The organism is Sinorhizobium chiapasense (assembly GCF_036488675.1).
In the GTDB taxonomy this organism is placed as follows: domain Bacteria; phylum Pseudomonadota; class Alphaproteobacteria; order Rhizobiales; family Rhizobiaceae; genus Sinorhizobium; species Sinorhizobium chiapasense.
Genome location: NZ_CP133152.1, coordinates 647,820 through 662,855, shown reverse-complemented (window position 1 = coordinate 662,855; position 15,036 = coordinate 647,820). Strand labels below are relative to the sequence as shown.

10 protein-coding genes are annotated in these 15,036 nt (G+C 61.9%); 6 read left to right on the top strand and 4 right to left on the bottom strand.

From position 1 onward, the window contains the following. Window positions 1-4: 4 nt before the first annotated feature. From RB548_RS27765 to RB548_RS27750, 4 genes are all read right to left on the bottom strand, one after another. Window positions 5-2,683: a glycosyltransferase gene (locus RB548_RS27765; protein ID WP_331376967.1), complete on the bottom strand. Its 2,679-nt coding sequence runs from the start codon at window positions 2,681-2,683 to the stop codon at window positions 5-7. After that, window positions 2,670-4,142 (bottom strand): DUF6212 domain-containing protein, encoded by a 1,473-nt coding sequence (locus RB548_RS27760; protein WP_331376966.1) that lies wholly within the window; start codon window positions 4,140-4,142, stop codon window positions 2,670-2,672. Before RB548_RS27760 ends, RB548_RS27765 begins: the two co-directional genes overlap by 14 nt. Before the next feature lie 155 nt (window positions 4,143-4,297). Beyond that, window positions 4,298-5,569, bottom strand: a complete 1,272-nt coding sequence (locus tag RB548_RS27755; RefSeq protein ID WP_331376965.1) for a glycosyltransferase family 4 protein — start codon at window positions 5,567-5,569, stop codon at window positions 4,298-4,300. A 145-nt stretch (window positions 5,570-5,714) separates the two neighbouring features. Then, window positions 5,715-6,287 carry a MarR family transcriptional regulator gene (locus RB548_RS27750; RefSeq protein WP_331376964.1) on the bottom strand — a complete coding sequence of 191 codons (573 nt, stop codon included), beginning with the start codon at window positions 6,285-6,287 and terminating at the stop codon, window positions 5,715-5,717. Window positions 6,288-6,491: 204 nt separating this feature from the next. Between RB548_RS27750 and RB548_RS27745 the strand changes: the two genes are divergently transcribed. The 6 genes from RB548_RS27745 to RB548_RS27720 all read left to right on the top strand — a co-directional run bounded on the left by RB548_RS27745 (window position 6,492) and on the right by RB548_RS27720 (window position 15,034). After that, entirely contained in the window at window positions 6,492-8,258 is a 1,767-nt protein-coding gene (locus tag RB548_RS27745; RefSeq protein WP_331376963.1) for a type I secretion system permease/ATPase, read from the top strand. Further along, the gene (locus tag RB548_RS27740) at window positions 8,258-9,682 is read left to right on the top strand and encodes an HlyD family type I secretion periplasmic adaptor subunit (protein WP_331376962.1); all 1,425 of its coding nucleotides are present in this window, start codon (window positions 8,258-8,260) and stop codon (window positions 9,680-9,682) included. Before RB548_RS27745 ends, RB548_RS27740 begins: the two co-directional genes overlap by 1 nt. A 275-nt stretch (window positions 9,683-9,957) precedes the next feature. After that, window positions 9,958-10,617, top strand: a complete 660-nt coding sequence (locus RB548_RS27735; RefSeq protein WP_331376961.1) for a calcium-binding protein — start codon at window positions 9,958-9,960, stop codon at window positions 10,615-10,617. 72 nt (window positions 10,618-10,689) lie between these two features. Beyond that, complete coding sequence (locus RB548_RS27730) at window positions 10,690-12,933, top strand: glycosyltransferase family 2 protein (protein WP_331376960.1); 2,244 nt, start codon at window positions 10,690-10,692, stop codon at window positions 12,931-12,933. Further along, window positions 12,930-13,775 (top strand): class I SAM-dependent methyltransferase, encoded by an 846-nt coding sequence (locus RB548_RS27725; RefSeq protein WP_331376959.1) that lies wholly within the window; start codon window positions 12,930-12,932, stop codon window positions 13,773-13,775. Before RB548_RS27730 ends, RB548_RS27725 begins: the two co-directional genes overlap by 4 nt. Beyond that, window positions 13,772-15,034, top strand: a complete 1,263-nt coding sequence (locus tag RB548_RS27720) for a glycosyltransferase family 4 protein (protein WP_331376958.1) — start codon at window positions 13,772-13,774, stop codon at window positions 15,032-15,034. Before RB548_RS27725 ends, RB548_RS27720 begins: the two co-directional genes overlap by 4 nt. The last annotated feature ends 2 nt before the right edge of the window (window positions 15,035-15,036 follow it).

Below are 15,036 nucleotides of genomic sequence, written 5' to 3'. Positions count from 1 at the left end.
CTGATCAGCCCGCCGCCGCAAACCCGGGATTGGACGTCTCGCGCCCGCGAATGACCGTCGCGCGCGAGAGGGATGAATTGTTCACGGAGCGGTCGCACCAACCGAGGAACTCGGAAAATGAGGATGCCCACGAGCGACGTGCAGCGGTTCTCAGGCACCCCTCCATGAGAGGCGCGAGTTTCTCGCGATTGTGAGCCACCTCGGCAATGACTTTCGCCATGTCCCGCACCACCTGTGGATCGGCGGCCGCATCGATCAGGATGCCGTCCTCCCCATCCGTTATGAGCTCGTCGACGGCGCCGACGGCGGTAGCGATCGGAACACAGCCGAGCTGCTGCGCCTCGGCGATCATCAATGGTGCCCCTTCCCAACGCGATGGCATCAGGAGGACATCCGCCCAACCCAGTGCCTTGATGAGATCCTTGCTCGCAAAGACCGGCGGGCGCACGTCAACACTAAGGTCCTTCAGCCGATCCGTCCACGATACGGTCGCGTCCGCGAGGATCTCGCCACCAATCGCCCGGGCGTCGAAAGGCACACGCGAGGCCCTGAGCTCCGCGATCGCGGCAGCCAGGCGGTCGATGCCCTTCTGCTGGTCGAGCCGGCCCATGTAGAGGACCCGGAGCCGGTCGTCCTTGCGCTCTATCCGCCTGACCGACAGGACCTCGGCCAATATTTTGGGCGGTACGGAGAAGCTCGCGCCGTTAGGCACCGCAAAGGTCTTTTCGTGCGGGACGCCGAAGCTATGCAGATAGATTTTGAGCTGTTCCGAGCAGGTCAGGAACGCGTCATAGCAATGTTCATGGGCGATTGCGGCGAACGGTTGTCCAGCAGGCCTTTTGAACCCCGTATTGTCGACGACGTGAAGATAGCATGCCGTACGGGTTCCTTCGGATCGCAGGCGCGCGATGAGCGGGTGCACCGCCATCACATGATTGTTGATTATGAGGTCGAAACCGGAAAGCTGACCTTTTAGCGCCGCCCAATCGACATCATGGCCCTCGGCTATGAAGTCCTGCCCCAGGAACGAACCGGAACCGCCCCAGGCGGGAATGCCCTGGTCCCAGAAGTGTATGTAGTCGAAGCTCGCGTCGAACTCGTCGATCACGTCCATCCTGGAGGTGCCAAGCACGAACAGGTGGGTCTCGTAGCCGTTTGCCTTCAATTCACGCGCCGCCGCATAGACGACTTTCTCGGCGCCGCCGAACGATGCGTTCGGAACGAGCAGCGCCGCCGTACGCTTGCCTCCCTCGCTATGCCCGAGCGGCAGGACGGGCGAGCCGCCGAGCTCGTGGCGAAGCGCCTTGTGGAGTTCCGCATAGGGCACGAGCCGCGCCGGGCGCCAGGTCCAGCGGCGGCCGGCCGTGCGGCGCAGCGGGCTGGTCGCGATGGCGTTGACGCAGTTGATCATCACCTGCTGGGGCGTGATCAGCGAACGGCGCGGCAAGGTTCTCGGGAAGGGAAAGCGTACCTTCAGGACCGCCGATGTGGGCCATACCTGCTGGTGGCCGATCGAGGCGAACCAGTCGAGCGCATTGTTCTGGATCACGTCCCGGACGAGCGAGGTCGGCAGGAAAATGAGATCGGCGTGCCCTACATGCGCCCCAGCCTCATGGAAGACCGGCTCGATCTTGCGTTGCGCGGCATCGTTGCCGAGTTGGACGAAGACCACATTGGCCCTCTCGCTCAAGCGCTCCAGATGCGCAAGCACGTTCGGCAGCATGCGCGAGCGCAGCAGGAGGTCGAGGGTGGCGCCGCTTCCGGCGATCAGGAACGGCGGGAAATGAACGTTATCCGGCTCCCCGACGCTCGCCCAGAAGGCCGGGATGATATCGTCGAGACGAAGCTTGTGAGGTGTCTTTGTCGGATCGGTGAAGAAGGAGATCGCGGCATCTTCCGTCCGCGCGAAGAGATAGCGCGGGCATTCCTCATGTTCGAAATCAACGAGCATCGGACGCTGGAACAGTGCCCTATGGCGTTTTCTCAGGAAGCTCACCGAGGCGGCACGGTCGCGGTTGGCTTCCTTGAAGCGGCTTTCCGCGCGCAGCCGGTATTCGAACGTTGTGTCGTGGCACGGCGTTCCGACAAATCCATGCTCGATGCAGGACAGCCAGAACTCCCAGTCTTCGAAACCGTTCTGCCTGTCGTCGTTGAAGCGGACACCAGCACGGAATACGTCGATCGAGATCATCGAGCCCGTGTCGCAGATATTGTCGGTAATGCAGTGGACAAGCCGCGAGTAGCGGTTGCCGTAGTGGGCCCGCCAGCTCACCGAGAACGTGTCGATATTGGTGTAGACCCAGCCACAGCCGCTCGAGGCGAGCTCACGGTAGAGGGTTTCGATCGTGCCCGGCAGGACGCGGTTATCGGCATCGAGGAAGTAGACGGCTCGTGCCTCCGGCAGGTTTTCGAGCACATAGTCGATCGCGCGGTTGCGCGCTCCGCCCGGCCCGGCATTCGCTCCGAATAGGACATGAACCGCCGGATGCGCCGCAGCATAGAGGAGCAACTGGTCGAAGGTCTCCTGCCGAGGATCGCCGTCGACCGACACGACCACCGCAATCCTGCATTCGGAAACCGTCGATGCGAGCACCGATTCGATCGCCTCCAGGACGAGCGCCGCGTGGCCGTAGAGCGGCATGGCGACTGCGATGAGGTCCGAAACGTCCCTACTGCCGGACATGTGACGCCCCTGCGGACTGCTTGACCAACCGGAAGCCGGACACCTTGAGCCACGAAAAATCGACCGTGTCCGTTACCGCGCGACTGAGGATCATGAGATCCATGGGCTCGCGCACCGGTTTATCCAGCTGAAAGTTGATGTTGATCGCCTGCTGGGCGGTAACTTCACGCCAACCGCTGAAGAATGCCGAAGGCTTGGCGGCCCCCTTGCGCGCCAGCTCCGCCACCTCCGATCGCGCATTCGAATTGGTCGGCGCGAGCAGAAAGCTCACGGCCGCGGGTGCGCCCTGCGGGTGGTCGATGACGGCGCTCGCGGAGAAGGAAATCGTGCCAGGCTCGACGGCGCGACCGATGGTGCCGGCCGAAATCCCGCTCGGCAGCGGATGACACACCACGGCATGCTCGTGTTCGAGGAAGCGGACGGTCTGAAACTCCGGAACGACCGGCGTAACGGACACATCGACAATCTGGCTCAGGAGCTCGACCGCCAGACGATAGTCTTCGATGAAATGCCCTTCGAGCAAGGCGGTCGGAGCGATCATGTTGGGCATGCGCGCCGGCCTGACGCCGGCCAGCCCCGTAAACACCCGGAATGCAAGGGGCCTGAGGTCGAGATCGGCGTGCGCGGCGTCGGAGCGGGCGGTATAGCGCTCGCTCGCGATCGGATAGCCGAGCGAGAGCCCTACCATTTCCGTACCCGTTGTGGAGACCCTGAGCCGCAGCGTCCTTGCCCCGCCTCCGCAGGCCCGCGGCAGCGCGAAGAAATTCCAGCCTGCGGCGACCTGTGCGTAAGGCACTGTCCATTCGGCCACGCCCTCCCCGCTCTCGACATAGCCGAGCATCACGACCAGTTCACCGCCATCCTTTGGGACAGAGTGGAGGTGCAGCGCGACGCCCGCCACGCCATGGCTGGAGACCGGCAGGAGTTGCTCGACATGCCCGGTTGCAAGCAGCTGCCCGATGCCCTCGTCCTTCGGATCGACGTAAGGATCGTGCGCGAAGATCTCGGTCACCGGTTCCCAGTTGCGAGCCTGGAATGCGTCCTCGAGCGCGCGGTAGTTCTCAAGCAGCGCTTCGCGCTCCCGCCTGAGAATGGCGAGCTCGGACGTTACCGAGGCCGCGAAGCGGGCAAGCCGCCCCACTCCGCCTTCCACCAGCGCACGAACGAGCGCCAGGCTCTCCTCCCTGCTCGTCGCATCAACTCGTTGAAGAGGTATTTCAGGAATCGTTCCCAGGGTGCGGAGCGCCGCAAGTCCTTCACTCAGCTCGGCTTCCCCCTCATTCGAGAAGGCGAGCGCAATCAGCGGGAATGCGTTTTGCAGAGGAGATTGGGATTGCGTACCCGTCTCCAGGAAATGGACCAGGTGCTCGATGTCGCTGCCTTCAACATCCGCCCGGTCCCGATTGGATGCCACAACCAACCTGTGCTTAGCCGGCGTTTGCCTCACGCCAGCAGACATCAACTCTTGCACGCAGCGACCCCAGAAGAAATTGAATTATTCGGATGATGATTCTCAAGGAGAATAACTATTCTCCTCACGAAAACTCATCGCAAAAACCATATCTTTGATTTTTGCGGTGCACAACAATGAAATTTTGGGGTTTTGATCTTTAATTATACTTCAAAACTTGAAGCAACATTTACACTTGTCGCCTTAGACGAAGAAATCGTCCGCTGCGTGGTCACGTTTCCGATCAATGTCATTTGCCGCGCAAGACAATCGTCTAGCCGGAACCTCTGTTCGACCGTTCTACGCGCGGCGGCACGCATTACCCGGAAATTGTCCGGGCGCTCCAGCACGTCGAGAATGACATCGGCAAGTGCACCGGTATCGAAGAAGGGTACGAGAAGACCGTTGCGACCCGAGCGCATGACCTCTTGCACGGGGGGTGTGTCCGATCCGATGATGAGCGCGCCGCAAGCCATTGCCTCGAGGACCGACCAAGACAGGACGAAGGGATAGGTCAGGTAGAGGTGAGCTGCTGAGACCTGGAAAAGCTGGCGAAGCGTGGAATGCGCCACGACGCCCGGGAAAATAAACCTGTCGCGTGGGACATCCAGTGACGCGAAAAGGTGATCCTTCCACGATCCTCCGCCGGGAGGTGGCGCTCCATAACTCACGCCATCGCCGCCGACAAAGACGAACAGCGCGTCCGGATGCCGCCGGACGACTGTCGCGGCCGCCTCGAGCGCCTGTGGAAAACCCCGATAAGGCTCAAGATCGCGGGCGACAAAGGTGATGACCGGGTCACCGGCTTTCAGCACGCGCCCGTCAGGAAGCCTCAGCGAAGCTGCAGGATCGGGACGAAAGCGTCGCGTGTCTATCCCCTCGTGACAGACCGTAATGCGTTGCTGTGCGTCGGGCGGATAAAGGCTTCTCTGCCAATTGGTCGGGCTGATGCCGCCCTCGATCGCCTCCAGCGACAGGAGCTGCGCGATGTTACGCAGACGCAATCGCTTGCGGGTCTCCGAATCGGGCTCGTTATCCGGCGCAAAGCCGACATCCGCCCCTTCGGCACGATAAAAGAACTCGCAATATCCAAGTGCGGGTACACGTGGCAGCACATCCTTCACGAACATCATACTGCCCCAGCCTGTGTGGCCCAGAATAACGTCGGGGATCTGGCCGAGGCGTGCCATCGCGTCGAAGGTCTCCGCGACCCGATGGCCGATCCGCACATGGTGGTCGGGCGCGCTGAGGTGCCGCGCCATTTGCGGATATGCCCGCGGACCCGGTTCCGCGCGATGCCGGACCACCCGGACCGAAGGGATCCGTTGATCCACAGTTTCGGTCACGAGGGTCACTTCGCTCCCCGCCTGCACGAGATGGTGAGCGAGGGCCGCGAACTGGCCAAAGCCGCGCCGGTGCACAAATGCTACATGCATGTTCTCAAGCCAACCGCAAAACAGGGACCACTCTTCTACAGCGCCGCGCGTCTTATGAGACGCGCAAAGGACGCTGTACCACTTTGAATTGCTGCATGTTTTTATCCTTAAATCGGCGATTTAAGGAAACATGCAGTAAGGCGCATCAAATGCCGTAACGGGCGGCATTGCCCCAGACCAATTCGAGACGGTGCAGGGTTTGGAAAGCCGTCTCGAGGTTCCGCCGGTCCTGTTCGCCATGGGTAAGGGCGCGTTCATAGGATTTCGCTGCTTCGCGCAGGCCGGCGCAGAGCTTTCTGCCTTTTTCCGAAAGCCGGATGCGGGCCGACCGCTTGTCGCGCTGCGAAGCGATTCGGTCGATGTAATCGCCATCGCCGAGCTGCTTCAGATAATAGGAGATGTTGGAGCCCATATAGTAGCCGCGGTCCAGGAGTTCCCCCACCGAGAGCTCCGCCTCTCCGATGGCCAGAAGTACCATCGCCTGCGCGGGCCCGATGTCGTCGACACCGATCTTGGAGAGTTCCGTGCGCAACAGGCCGGAAAACCGTCGGCTGGCTCGCTCCATGACCCGAGCCAGCTCAAAATAGGTGATCAGAGGACCGTCTGCGTCGCGGTCACTCTCAGGGTTGTCGGGCGTCTTCCTCATCGTGTCACTGGCGGGCAGGACTGCCACTGTGTCTGCGAAGTTTGCAAACGGATAGTGAATCTTATGATTCATCCCTCTCTCCATTGGGGAATTTACTTCAAAATTCGGAAATTTACTTCAAAACTTGAAGCAAATTTCGTGACGCCCCCGCCCCCGAATTCCTGATCTTGAGCAATCGATCTTTATTGTGCCACACTGATCACAGCAATACTGTGATTTGAGTGAATCTGACCCAGATCGCGACCTCGCATACACCTCCTAGCCGGAAAATCGCCAATGCGTAATACTGTTCCGAATCAAATGATTAGCAAGGGCCAAATCAGTGCAAATCCGGTGCAAAACGGAACAATCAACCCAAGGCTGCTAGTCTTGCGAGCTCGTCGCGTTTTCGTTGTGACACTTCTTTATGCAGCTTTGCTAAGCGCCTGTATCAACCTCCTGCAACTAACGATGCCGCTCTACATGATGCAGGTACATGACAGGGTGTTGAATAGCCAGAGCATGGACTCGCTGGTGATGCTGACGATCCTGGCACTCGGCGCGCTTGTCGTTCTCGGCGTGCTCGATTTCATCCGCGCCCTCACCTTTCAGGCCATGGGCAGTGCCGTGGTGCGCTGGCTCAACCTGCCGGTTCTCACCGCCGCGGTGCAAGCCTCTGCCGATCAAGGGCTTGCGCGCGCCACGCAGTCGCTCAGGGACCTGACCGAGCTGCGCGGTTTTCTGACCTCGTCGGCGGTCAGCGCTCCCCTGGACGCTGCCTGGTCACCCATTTTTCTGGGCGTTCTTTTTCTGCTCCACCCGATCTTCGGGATGATTGGCGCGATCTCCGTGACAGTGCTTGTCTGCTGCGGTCTCCTGAACGACCTCTTGACCCGGCAGCTCATGAAAGAGGCAAGTCAGGCTAATATTGAGGCAGTCTCGAAGATAGGTGCGACATTACGCCACGCCGAGGCCATAGAGGCCATGGGGATGCTGCCCGCACTCGCGAAAAAGTGGCGCGCCGCACAGCTGCACGCCCTCAGTGTGCTGGAAGCCAGTGGAATCAGAAGCAGGGCGATGGCCTCGATTACCCGTAGCCTGCGCTTTGCCATTCAGATGATATCGCTCGCCGCGGGCGCCCTGCTCGTGATGAAGCAGGAGATTTCCCCCGGCGCGATGATGGCGACGACCATTCTTGTCGGGCGCCTTCTCCTGCCCTTCGATTCCGTCATCGAGAACTGGCGCCAATGGGTATTGGCCATCGCCGGCTGGCGCCGGATCGAGGCTGCGCTCAACGAAAACCTCGCGATCCGCCAGACCATGCCGACGCCGCGCTCCGAAGGCGACCTCGTCGTGGACAAGCTGGTCTACGCCGCTCCCGGCATCGACGTGCCGATCATCAAGGGCATCTCCTTCTCGCTCTCACCCGGGGAGGTTTTGGGGATCGTCGGCCCCTCCGCCGCCGGCAAGTCCACTTTGGCGCGGCTGCTCGTCGGCATCCTGAAGCCCACGGCGGGTGGCGTCTTCCTGGACGGCAACAATGTTTATCTCTGGGAGCGCAGTTCATTCGGAAAGGTGGCGGGCTATCTTCCCCAGTCCGTTTCCCTCCTCGAGGGGACGATCCGCGAAAACATCGCCCGCATGGAAGAAAGCGATCCTTACAAGGTGCTGGAGGCGTCGCGGCTCGCCGACGTCCACGACATGATCGGGCGCCTGCCGCTCGGCTATGATACGCCGGTGGGCGAAGGGCAATTGACCCTTTCCGGAGGACAAAGACAGCGCATCGCGCTCGCCCGCTGCCTTTACGGCCGCCCGCGCCTCATCGTCCTCGATGAGCCCAATGCCAATCTTGATGCGATCGGCGAACGGGCCCTCATCCGCGCGGTCGAAGACGCGCGCCGCGACGGCGCCATCGTCATCCTCATCGCCCACAGGCCGGCCATCATGCAGGTCGCCGACAAATTGCTCGTGCTGGAAGGCGGCCGGATCAGCCAGTTCGGCCCGCGCACCGACGTTGTCGCCTCCATGATGCCGGGCGAAACACGACGCGAAGGTACTGCCTGATGATGAAAGAACCGACCCTTCCAGTTCGTCTGGATGCGCAGCCCCCCGTCAAGACCGACAATCCGGAACGCCGCCTGCCGGTCCGCGCAGGCGCTCCGTTTTCCGCGGCCGCGACGGAAGTCGACCTCTCGGAGGACCACCCCCGTTCGCCCATTCGGCGCCTCGTCATTGCGGGACTGACGACGATCCTGGTTGCGTTCGGCGGATTTTTCGGCTGGGCGTTCTCGACGGAGCTCAGCAGTGCCTCGGTGAGCAGCGGCACGATCGTCGTCGACTCCAAGCGCAAGACGATCAGCCATTTTGAAGGCGGCGTCCTCAGCCGTGTCCTGGTTCAGGAGGGCGATCACGTTGCCGCCGGGCAACCGGTCATCAAGCTCGAGGACACGCGTGCCCGCTCCGACCTCCAGGCACTGCAAAGCCGCCGCGTCGGCCTGATAGCAAAGCTCGCGCGTCTCCGGTCCGAGCAGGCGGGGGCAGCGGAGATCGACTTCCCCGTCGAACTCGCCGGCACAGGCGACACGGCCGCCGGGGATGCGGTCATGGCGGAAACAGCCTTCTTCGAGAAGCGCCACGAAGCCAAGAAGGGGAAAATTGAGATCCAGCGCAAGACCATCGAGGAATATTCCGAGAAGGCCAAGTCGCTCGCCGGGCAACTTCAGGCGACCGAGCGCCAGATCGAGCTCATGAACGAGCAGCGCACGGCAATCGCAACCCTGGTCGACAAGGCATTTGCCCAGCGCTCGAAGCTCATCGAGATCGACGCCAGGCTCAGCGAGCTTGCCGCAACGCGCGGCGAAGTTGCCGGTGACAAGGCCCAGGCGGAAAAAGCGATGGCCGGCGCCGAGCTCGCGCTGACCGGAATAGAAAGCGACTTCCAGTCGGAGATCGCTGGAGAGATCACCACGGCGCGGCTCGAACTCGCGGACGTCGAGGAGCGAATGATCGCAGCGCGGGACGTCCTGCGCCGCCTCGAGATCCGCTCTCCCCAGGCAGGCGTCATTGCCAACATCCAGCTGCGGACGCCCGGCAGCGCGGTCACCCCCGGCCAGCCGCTGCTCGACATCGTCCCCGAGGACGAGCCGCTGCTTGTGGAAATGCATGTCAGTACGCGCGACATCGACAGCATAACGATCGGCTCCAAGACGCAGATCCGCCTGACGGCCTATAGCCAGCGCACCCATCTGCCGCTCGACGGCAAGATCACCTATATCGCTGCCGACCAATCGGTGGATGAGAAGTCCAACGTTTCCTATTTCGTGGCGCGCGCCGAGCTCGCGCCGGAGTCCCTCGCCGCCAATCCCGATATCCGCCTCTATCCGGGCATGCCAGCCGAGGTGCTGATCGTGCACAAGCCCCGTTCGGCAATCGACTATCTCGTTTCCCCGGTCACCGACAGCTTCAACCGGGCATTCCGGGAAGATTGATGAAAAACTTCATCAACGAGGATTGCATCGCACAATTTACTTTGAATTTTGAAGCGATTTACGGATATTGCGTGAATAATAACTCCTAAAAATATATTGTGCCAATATTGGCACATACTCCGACTCTTATTCGAAATACGAAAATAATGTCGAAACCACACGGACTTATTCGTGTTCTGGATGTTGCGTTCCCGTTTTTTGCGTTGCACACTCCGCCACGCAATCTCGGCTTCCTGCCGATGATGCATGCATCAAACGACTCAGAGGAGAAGCAGATGGCCACTTTGGAAGGCGGCGCATACGACGACGCCCTGTTTGGCTCTCGCTTTGACGATTTCATTCGCGCCCACGGGGGTGATGATTTCGTCAACGGAGGCAAGGGGCACGACATCATCTTCGGTGACGGAGGTGACGACTTGCTGTTCGGCGGAGACGGGAATGACACCGTGTTCGGCGGCGAAGGCACAGACATTCTCTATGGTGAGAAGGGCAACGACACCCTGGTCGGCGGATCGGGCGACGACCTGCTCGACGGCGACAAGGGTAACGACATCCTTCTTGGCGGCGAAGGCAACGACTTCCTCGTCGGCGGCAAGGGCAGTGACCTGCTCTACGGTGGCGCCGGCAACGACATCATCAATGGCGGCGAAGGCAACGATCTCCTGGTCGGCGGCCAGGGCAGCGATGTATTCGTTTTCGATGGCGGTGGCGGCAACGACGTCATCCTCGACTTCACCCCCGGCGAGGACGTGCTGCAGATCGCCAAGGGCATCAACGGCCTGGACATCGCCGCGCCCGAGGACCTGGCTTCGCGCATCACCCAGGTTGGCGGCAATGTCGTGATCGACCTCGGTCATGGCGACACCCTGACGCTGGTGGACGCGGACGCCGAAGACATTCAGGCCCATCCCGAAAACTATTTCACAGTCCACTGAGTTTGAACGGGCGCGCCCTGCATCCTCCCGCGGGGCGCGCCTTCCCTTGCAAACCGTCCAGAGGAGTGACGTGTGACGTTCGACGACCGTACGAGGGGCGCCAGCGGCGTTTGCGACGACGCGAAGGCCTTTCGGCTCGGCTCCGAGGTAGCCGTATTGATCTTTGATGTTCCCGCCAGACTGCCGTCTGCGGGCAAGTGCACACTCGTCATGCCCGAGCAACCGGTCCCGCTTGTCAGCACCACGCTTTCGCTCGCCACCGGCAGACATCGCATCCTCTGGGCCATGCGCCCCGGCATGCAACCGGCCCCCGTGCAGATCTCGACCGAAGGCGGCAGCCTTCAAACGGTTACCCTGAGGCCCATCGGCGAACTGCCCCCCTTCGATGTCGAGGCCCTGTTTGCCGACCTTGCGCCGGAGGGTTGCATCAAGTTCCTGAGCAATCTTCTGACTGCCTGGCGAAGCGCGTTCCGACTTTCCAGGGACCCGCTTTTCGTCGGCGTGGTCGAGGACGCGCTTCACGCGCTCACCTCACGGCCGAGGCTCGCCAAGGTCGCCTGCCCCGTCGCTGAGGGGCGATACCTTGTCGAGACCGGAATCAGTCCTGATTTCGGCGAGATCAGCGCGGTCTACGGCTTGAGCGCGAACGCCGTGCTGCCAATGACCTCACAGTTTCTTGTCGGCGGCCAAGGGGAGAAAAATCTGCGGCCGTGCCATTTGATCGTCGAATGTGCGAGGCTTCCCCACTCCTTGGTATTGCAGGGCAAGAGGGGCATTGCGGTCCGGGAAGTGGCACGCGACAATCCCCGCTATCCGAGCCTCCAAGCCTGGTGGAGCGAACGGGGCCGCGCGCCCGATCTGCGAGAGTTTGTCGTGCGGTCACTGTCGGACGTGCCCGAAGGTGGTGCGGCGATGGCAGTCGACCTGCAGCTTCGCGCCCCGTTGCCTGCGCGACAGGTCGGCAAATCGCCAATGCATCCCGCCGCGGAAGTCGATCTTGCTCTGGCCCTCTCAGGCGGCCTGCTCGCCGGCGGATGGTCGCGAGACCCGACAGGCGTTCTTGCCGGAATCGACTACCTGAAAGAGGACGGCACGGTGATCCCGCTCGACGGCAATTGGCATGAGTTTCCAGCCTGGGCACGTGGAATCGACGAGAACTCGAGAACCGACGTGACCGGTTTTGTTGCCTGGCTGCCGCTGATCGAGCCGTTGGGTGCACTCCTCCAGCCGCGCTTTCAGATGCGGCTCGCGTCCGGCGCGGTGAAGCCCCTCGTACCGAAGCCGCAGCCCTTCGAGCCCACGGCGCAGCGCAATCGCATCCTGCGTGCAGTGCCGCCGCAGCACGCCATCGACCAAGCCTTCCGCACAATACTTGCGCCCGCTCTGCAGGATGTGGAACGGAGATTGGGCGGGACAATAGAAGTCGACTACACGAAGGACTACGGCCTGTCGCAGAAGACGCCGATCGTCTCGATCGTCGTGCCGCTTTACCGGGTACTAGATTTCCTGCGCTTCCAGCTCTCCGGCATGGCGACCGATCCGTGGCTCGCGCGCAACGCGGAGATCATCTACGTGCTGGATTCCCCGGAGATCCAGGCCGAGACGGAACATCTGCTTGGTGGCTTCCATCTCCTCCACGGTCTGCCGATGAAGCTCGTGGTCATGAACTGCAATGGCGGCTACGCACGGGCCTGCAACGCCGGTGCGCGCTTCGCGCGGGGCACGGTGCTCGTGATGCTCAATTCCGACGTCGTACCCACGGCAACCGGTTGGTTGCAGGCGCTCATACGGCCGCTCATGGAACAGAAGAGGCTCGGCGCCGTCGGTCCGAAGCTCATCTTCGAGGACGGTTCGCTGCAGCATGCCGGGCTGTACTTTGCGCGCGACAGGCACGGCGTGTGGCTCAACCACCACTTTCACAAGGGCATGCCGGGCGACTATGCGCCGGCGCAGGTCCCCCGCTGCGTTCCCGGCGTTACCGGTGCATGCCTGGTCACGCGGCGGGATATCTACGAACGCGTTGGCGGGTACACGGAGGACTATGTCATCGGCGATTATGAAGACAGCGATCTGTGCCTCAAGATCCGTCGGTGCGGTTACGACGTCGGCTATGAGCCCTCGGCGTGCCTTTATCATTTCGAACGCCGGTCGATCCGCCGCAGCCAGGATTACATGCGCGGCGTCGCCAGCCAATACAATTCATGGCTGCATACCGAGCGCTGGAACGACGACATCGCCGACCTGATGGCCGCCGGCAGCGGCAATGAGACAATCGCGTCGCTCCGCGGCGAAGCAGAAGCAAGGAGTGCGGCATGAGCGAGATCGCGCTGCGTCAAGAGAGCGTGCCGGCGACGGTGCTTCCCGCCAGTGAGGATCGAGTTCAGTGGTTACTGAGCAGCGTCCTGCGCAACCGCTTTCTGCCGCAACCGGCCCCCGACAGCGTTTTCGTCGGCGATGGAGACTTCAAGGCGGTGGGTGCCGAATTCCTCGGCCATTTCATACGGATGGGCGGGTTGCAGCACGAAAGCCGTGTGCTCGACATCGGTTGCGGTATCGGTCGGATGGCGGTTCCGCTCACCCAGTATCTGGACTTCGAGAAGGGACGCTACAGCGGCATCGACCCCGTCGAAGGCGGCATCGCCTGGTGCAGGCGTTTCATCACTCCCGCCTATCCGAACTTCGCGTTCCAGCGGGTCGACATCGCGCACGACCTTTACAATCCGCAAGGCAAGATCAGCGGCAAGGCATTGAAACTCCCCTATGCCGATCGTCACTTCGATTTCGTCATCATGACATCGATCGTCACTCACTTGCCGCCCGACGAGGTCCTCGTCTATCTGAGCGAAATCGGCAGGCTCCTGCGGCCGGGCGGACGCCTGTTCATGACCGCCTTCGTTGTCGACCCGGTTGCCGCAGCGAATGAGACAGGCAGGCGCGATCCGCGCCTGGCGTTTGAGCGCGATGGCGACGGGCCCTGCTGGTTCGTCCCCGACCTGCCCCGGCTTGCCGCGGTGGGTTTCGACGACGGCTTCCTGGATGGCGCCCTCGGCCGGGCGGGCCTCACAGCCGTCGTGAAGTCGCTCGGCTCCTGGCGCGGGCAGGCGGCTGATCATTATCAGGACGTTTTCGTCGCCGAGCACCGGGGGAGCGGCGCTTGAGCATGCGTATTCTCGTTGCCGCCCATAACCATCCGGCGCTCCATCCCGGGGGCACCGAGATCTTCGCGCACGACCTGTTCCGCGCCTATAGGCGGGCAGGCTGCGAAACGCTTTTTCTCGGCGCCACGAACCAGATCCACCGCCAGGCGCGGCCGGGGACGAGCTTTCAGGGGATCGGCTCTGCAGGCGATGAAGTGTTGTTGTGGTCCGGTCACTTCGACCGGTTCTTCATGAGCCAGATCGATCTCTACGGTGTCGTTCCGGACCTCGCGGAACTGTTGCGCGAGTTCCGGCCAGACGTGGTGCACATCCACCACCTGCTCCTGCTCGGCGCGGAGTTCCCGCATATCGTCCGCCGCACGCTGCCTGAGTGCCGGATCGTCATGACGCTGCACGACTACTATCCCATCTGTCATCACGACGGCCTGATGGTGCGTACGACCGGCAAGGAACTCTGCCACAAAGCAACTCCCGACCGCTGCCACGCCTGCTTCAAGGACATTGCTCTCGACCGGTTCGTGTTGCGCGAAAGTCATCTGAAAGCCCTGCTGCGCGAAGTGGACCGTTTCGTTGCACCGAGCCGCTTCCTCCGGCAGCGCTTCATCGAGTGGGGGCTTGAAGAGGATGCGATCAGCGTCATTCCGAATGGATTGCCACGTCGAGATGTAGGCGCAGAAACGCCTCGCATTAGCGGAGATCGGCCCGTGTTCGGCTACTTCGGCAATCTCAATCCATGGAAGGGCGTGCCGGTGCTACTTGAGGCGGCGAGACAACTCATTGCCGAGGGCGTACCGTTCGAGCTGCGCGTTCACGGCGGCGCCCCCTTCCAGAGCGAAAGTTTCAAGGAAGAGATTGGTCGGCTGTTCGGCGAAACGGCACCGGTGGTGCAACAGCGCGGCCCCTATCGCCGCGAAGATGTCGCCGATCTCATCGCTGCGGTCGACTGCACGATCGTTCCTTCGATCTGGTGGGAGAACGCCCCATTGGTCATCCAGGAGGCGCAGGCTCTCGGTCGGCCGGTCATCGTCAGTAATATCGGCGGCATGGCCGAAATGATCGAGGGCGGCGTCAACGGCCTCACTGTCGCACCCAACGATCCGCGCGCGCTGGCATCCGCCATTCGACGTTTCGTGGAAGACCCGGCTTTGGGACGGCGCCTTTCCGCAAACGCCCGCGAGCCTGACGACATCGATACGACTGCACGACGCTATCTCGAACTGATCGACGCGATCGGGCCGGTGCATATCGAAGCGGCATAGAG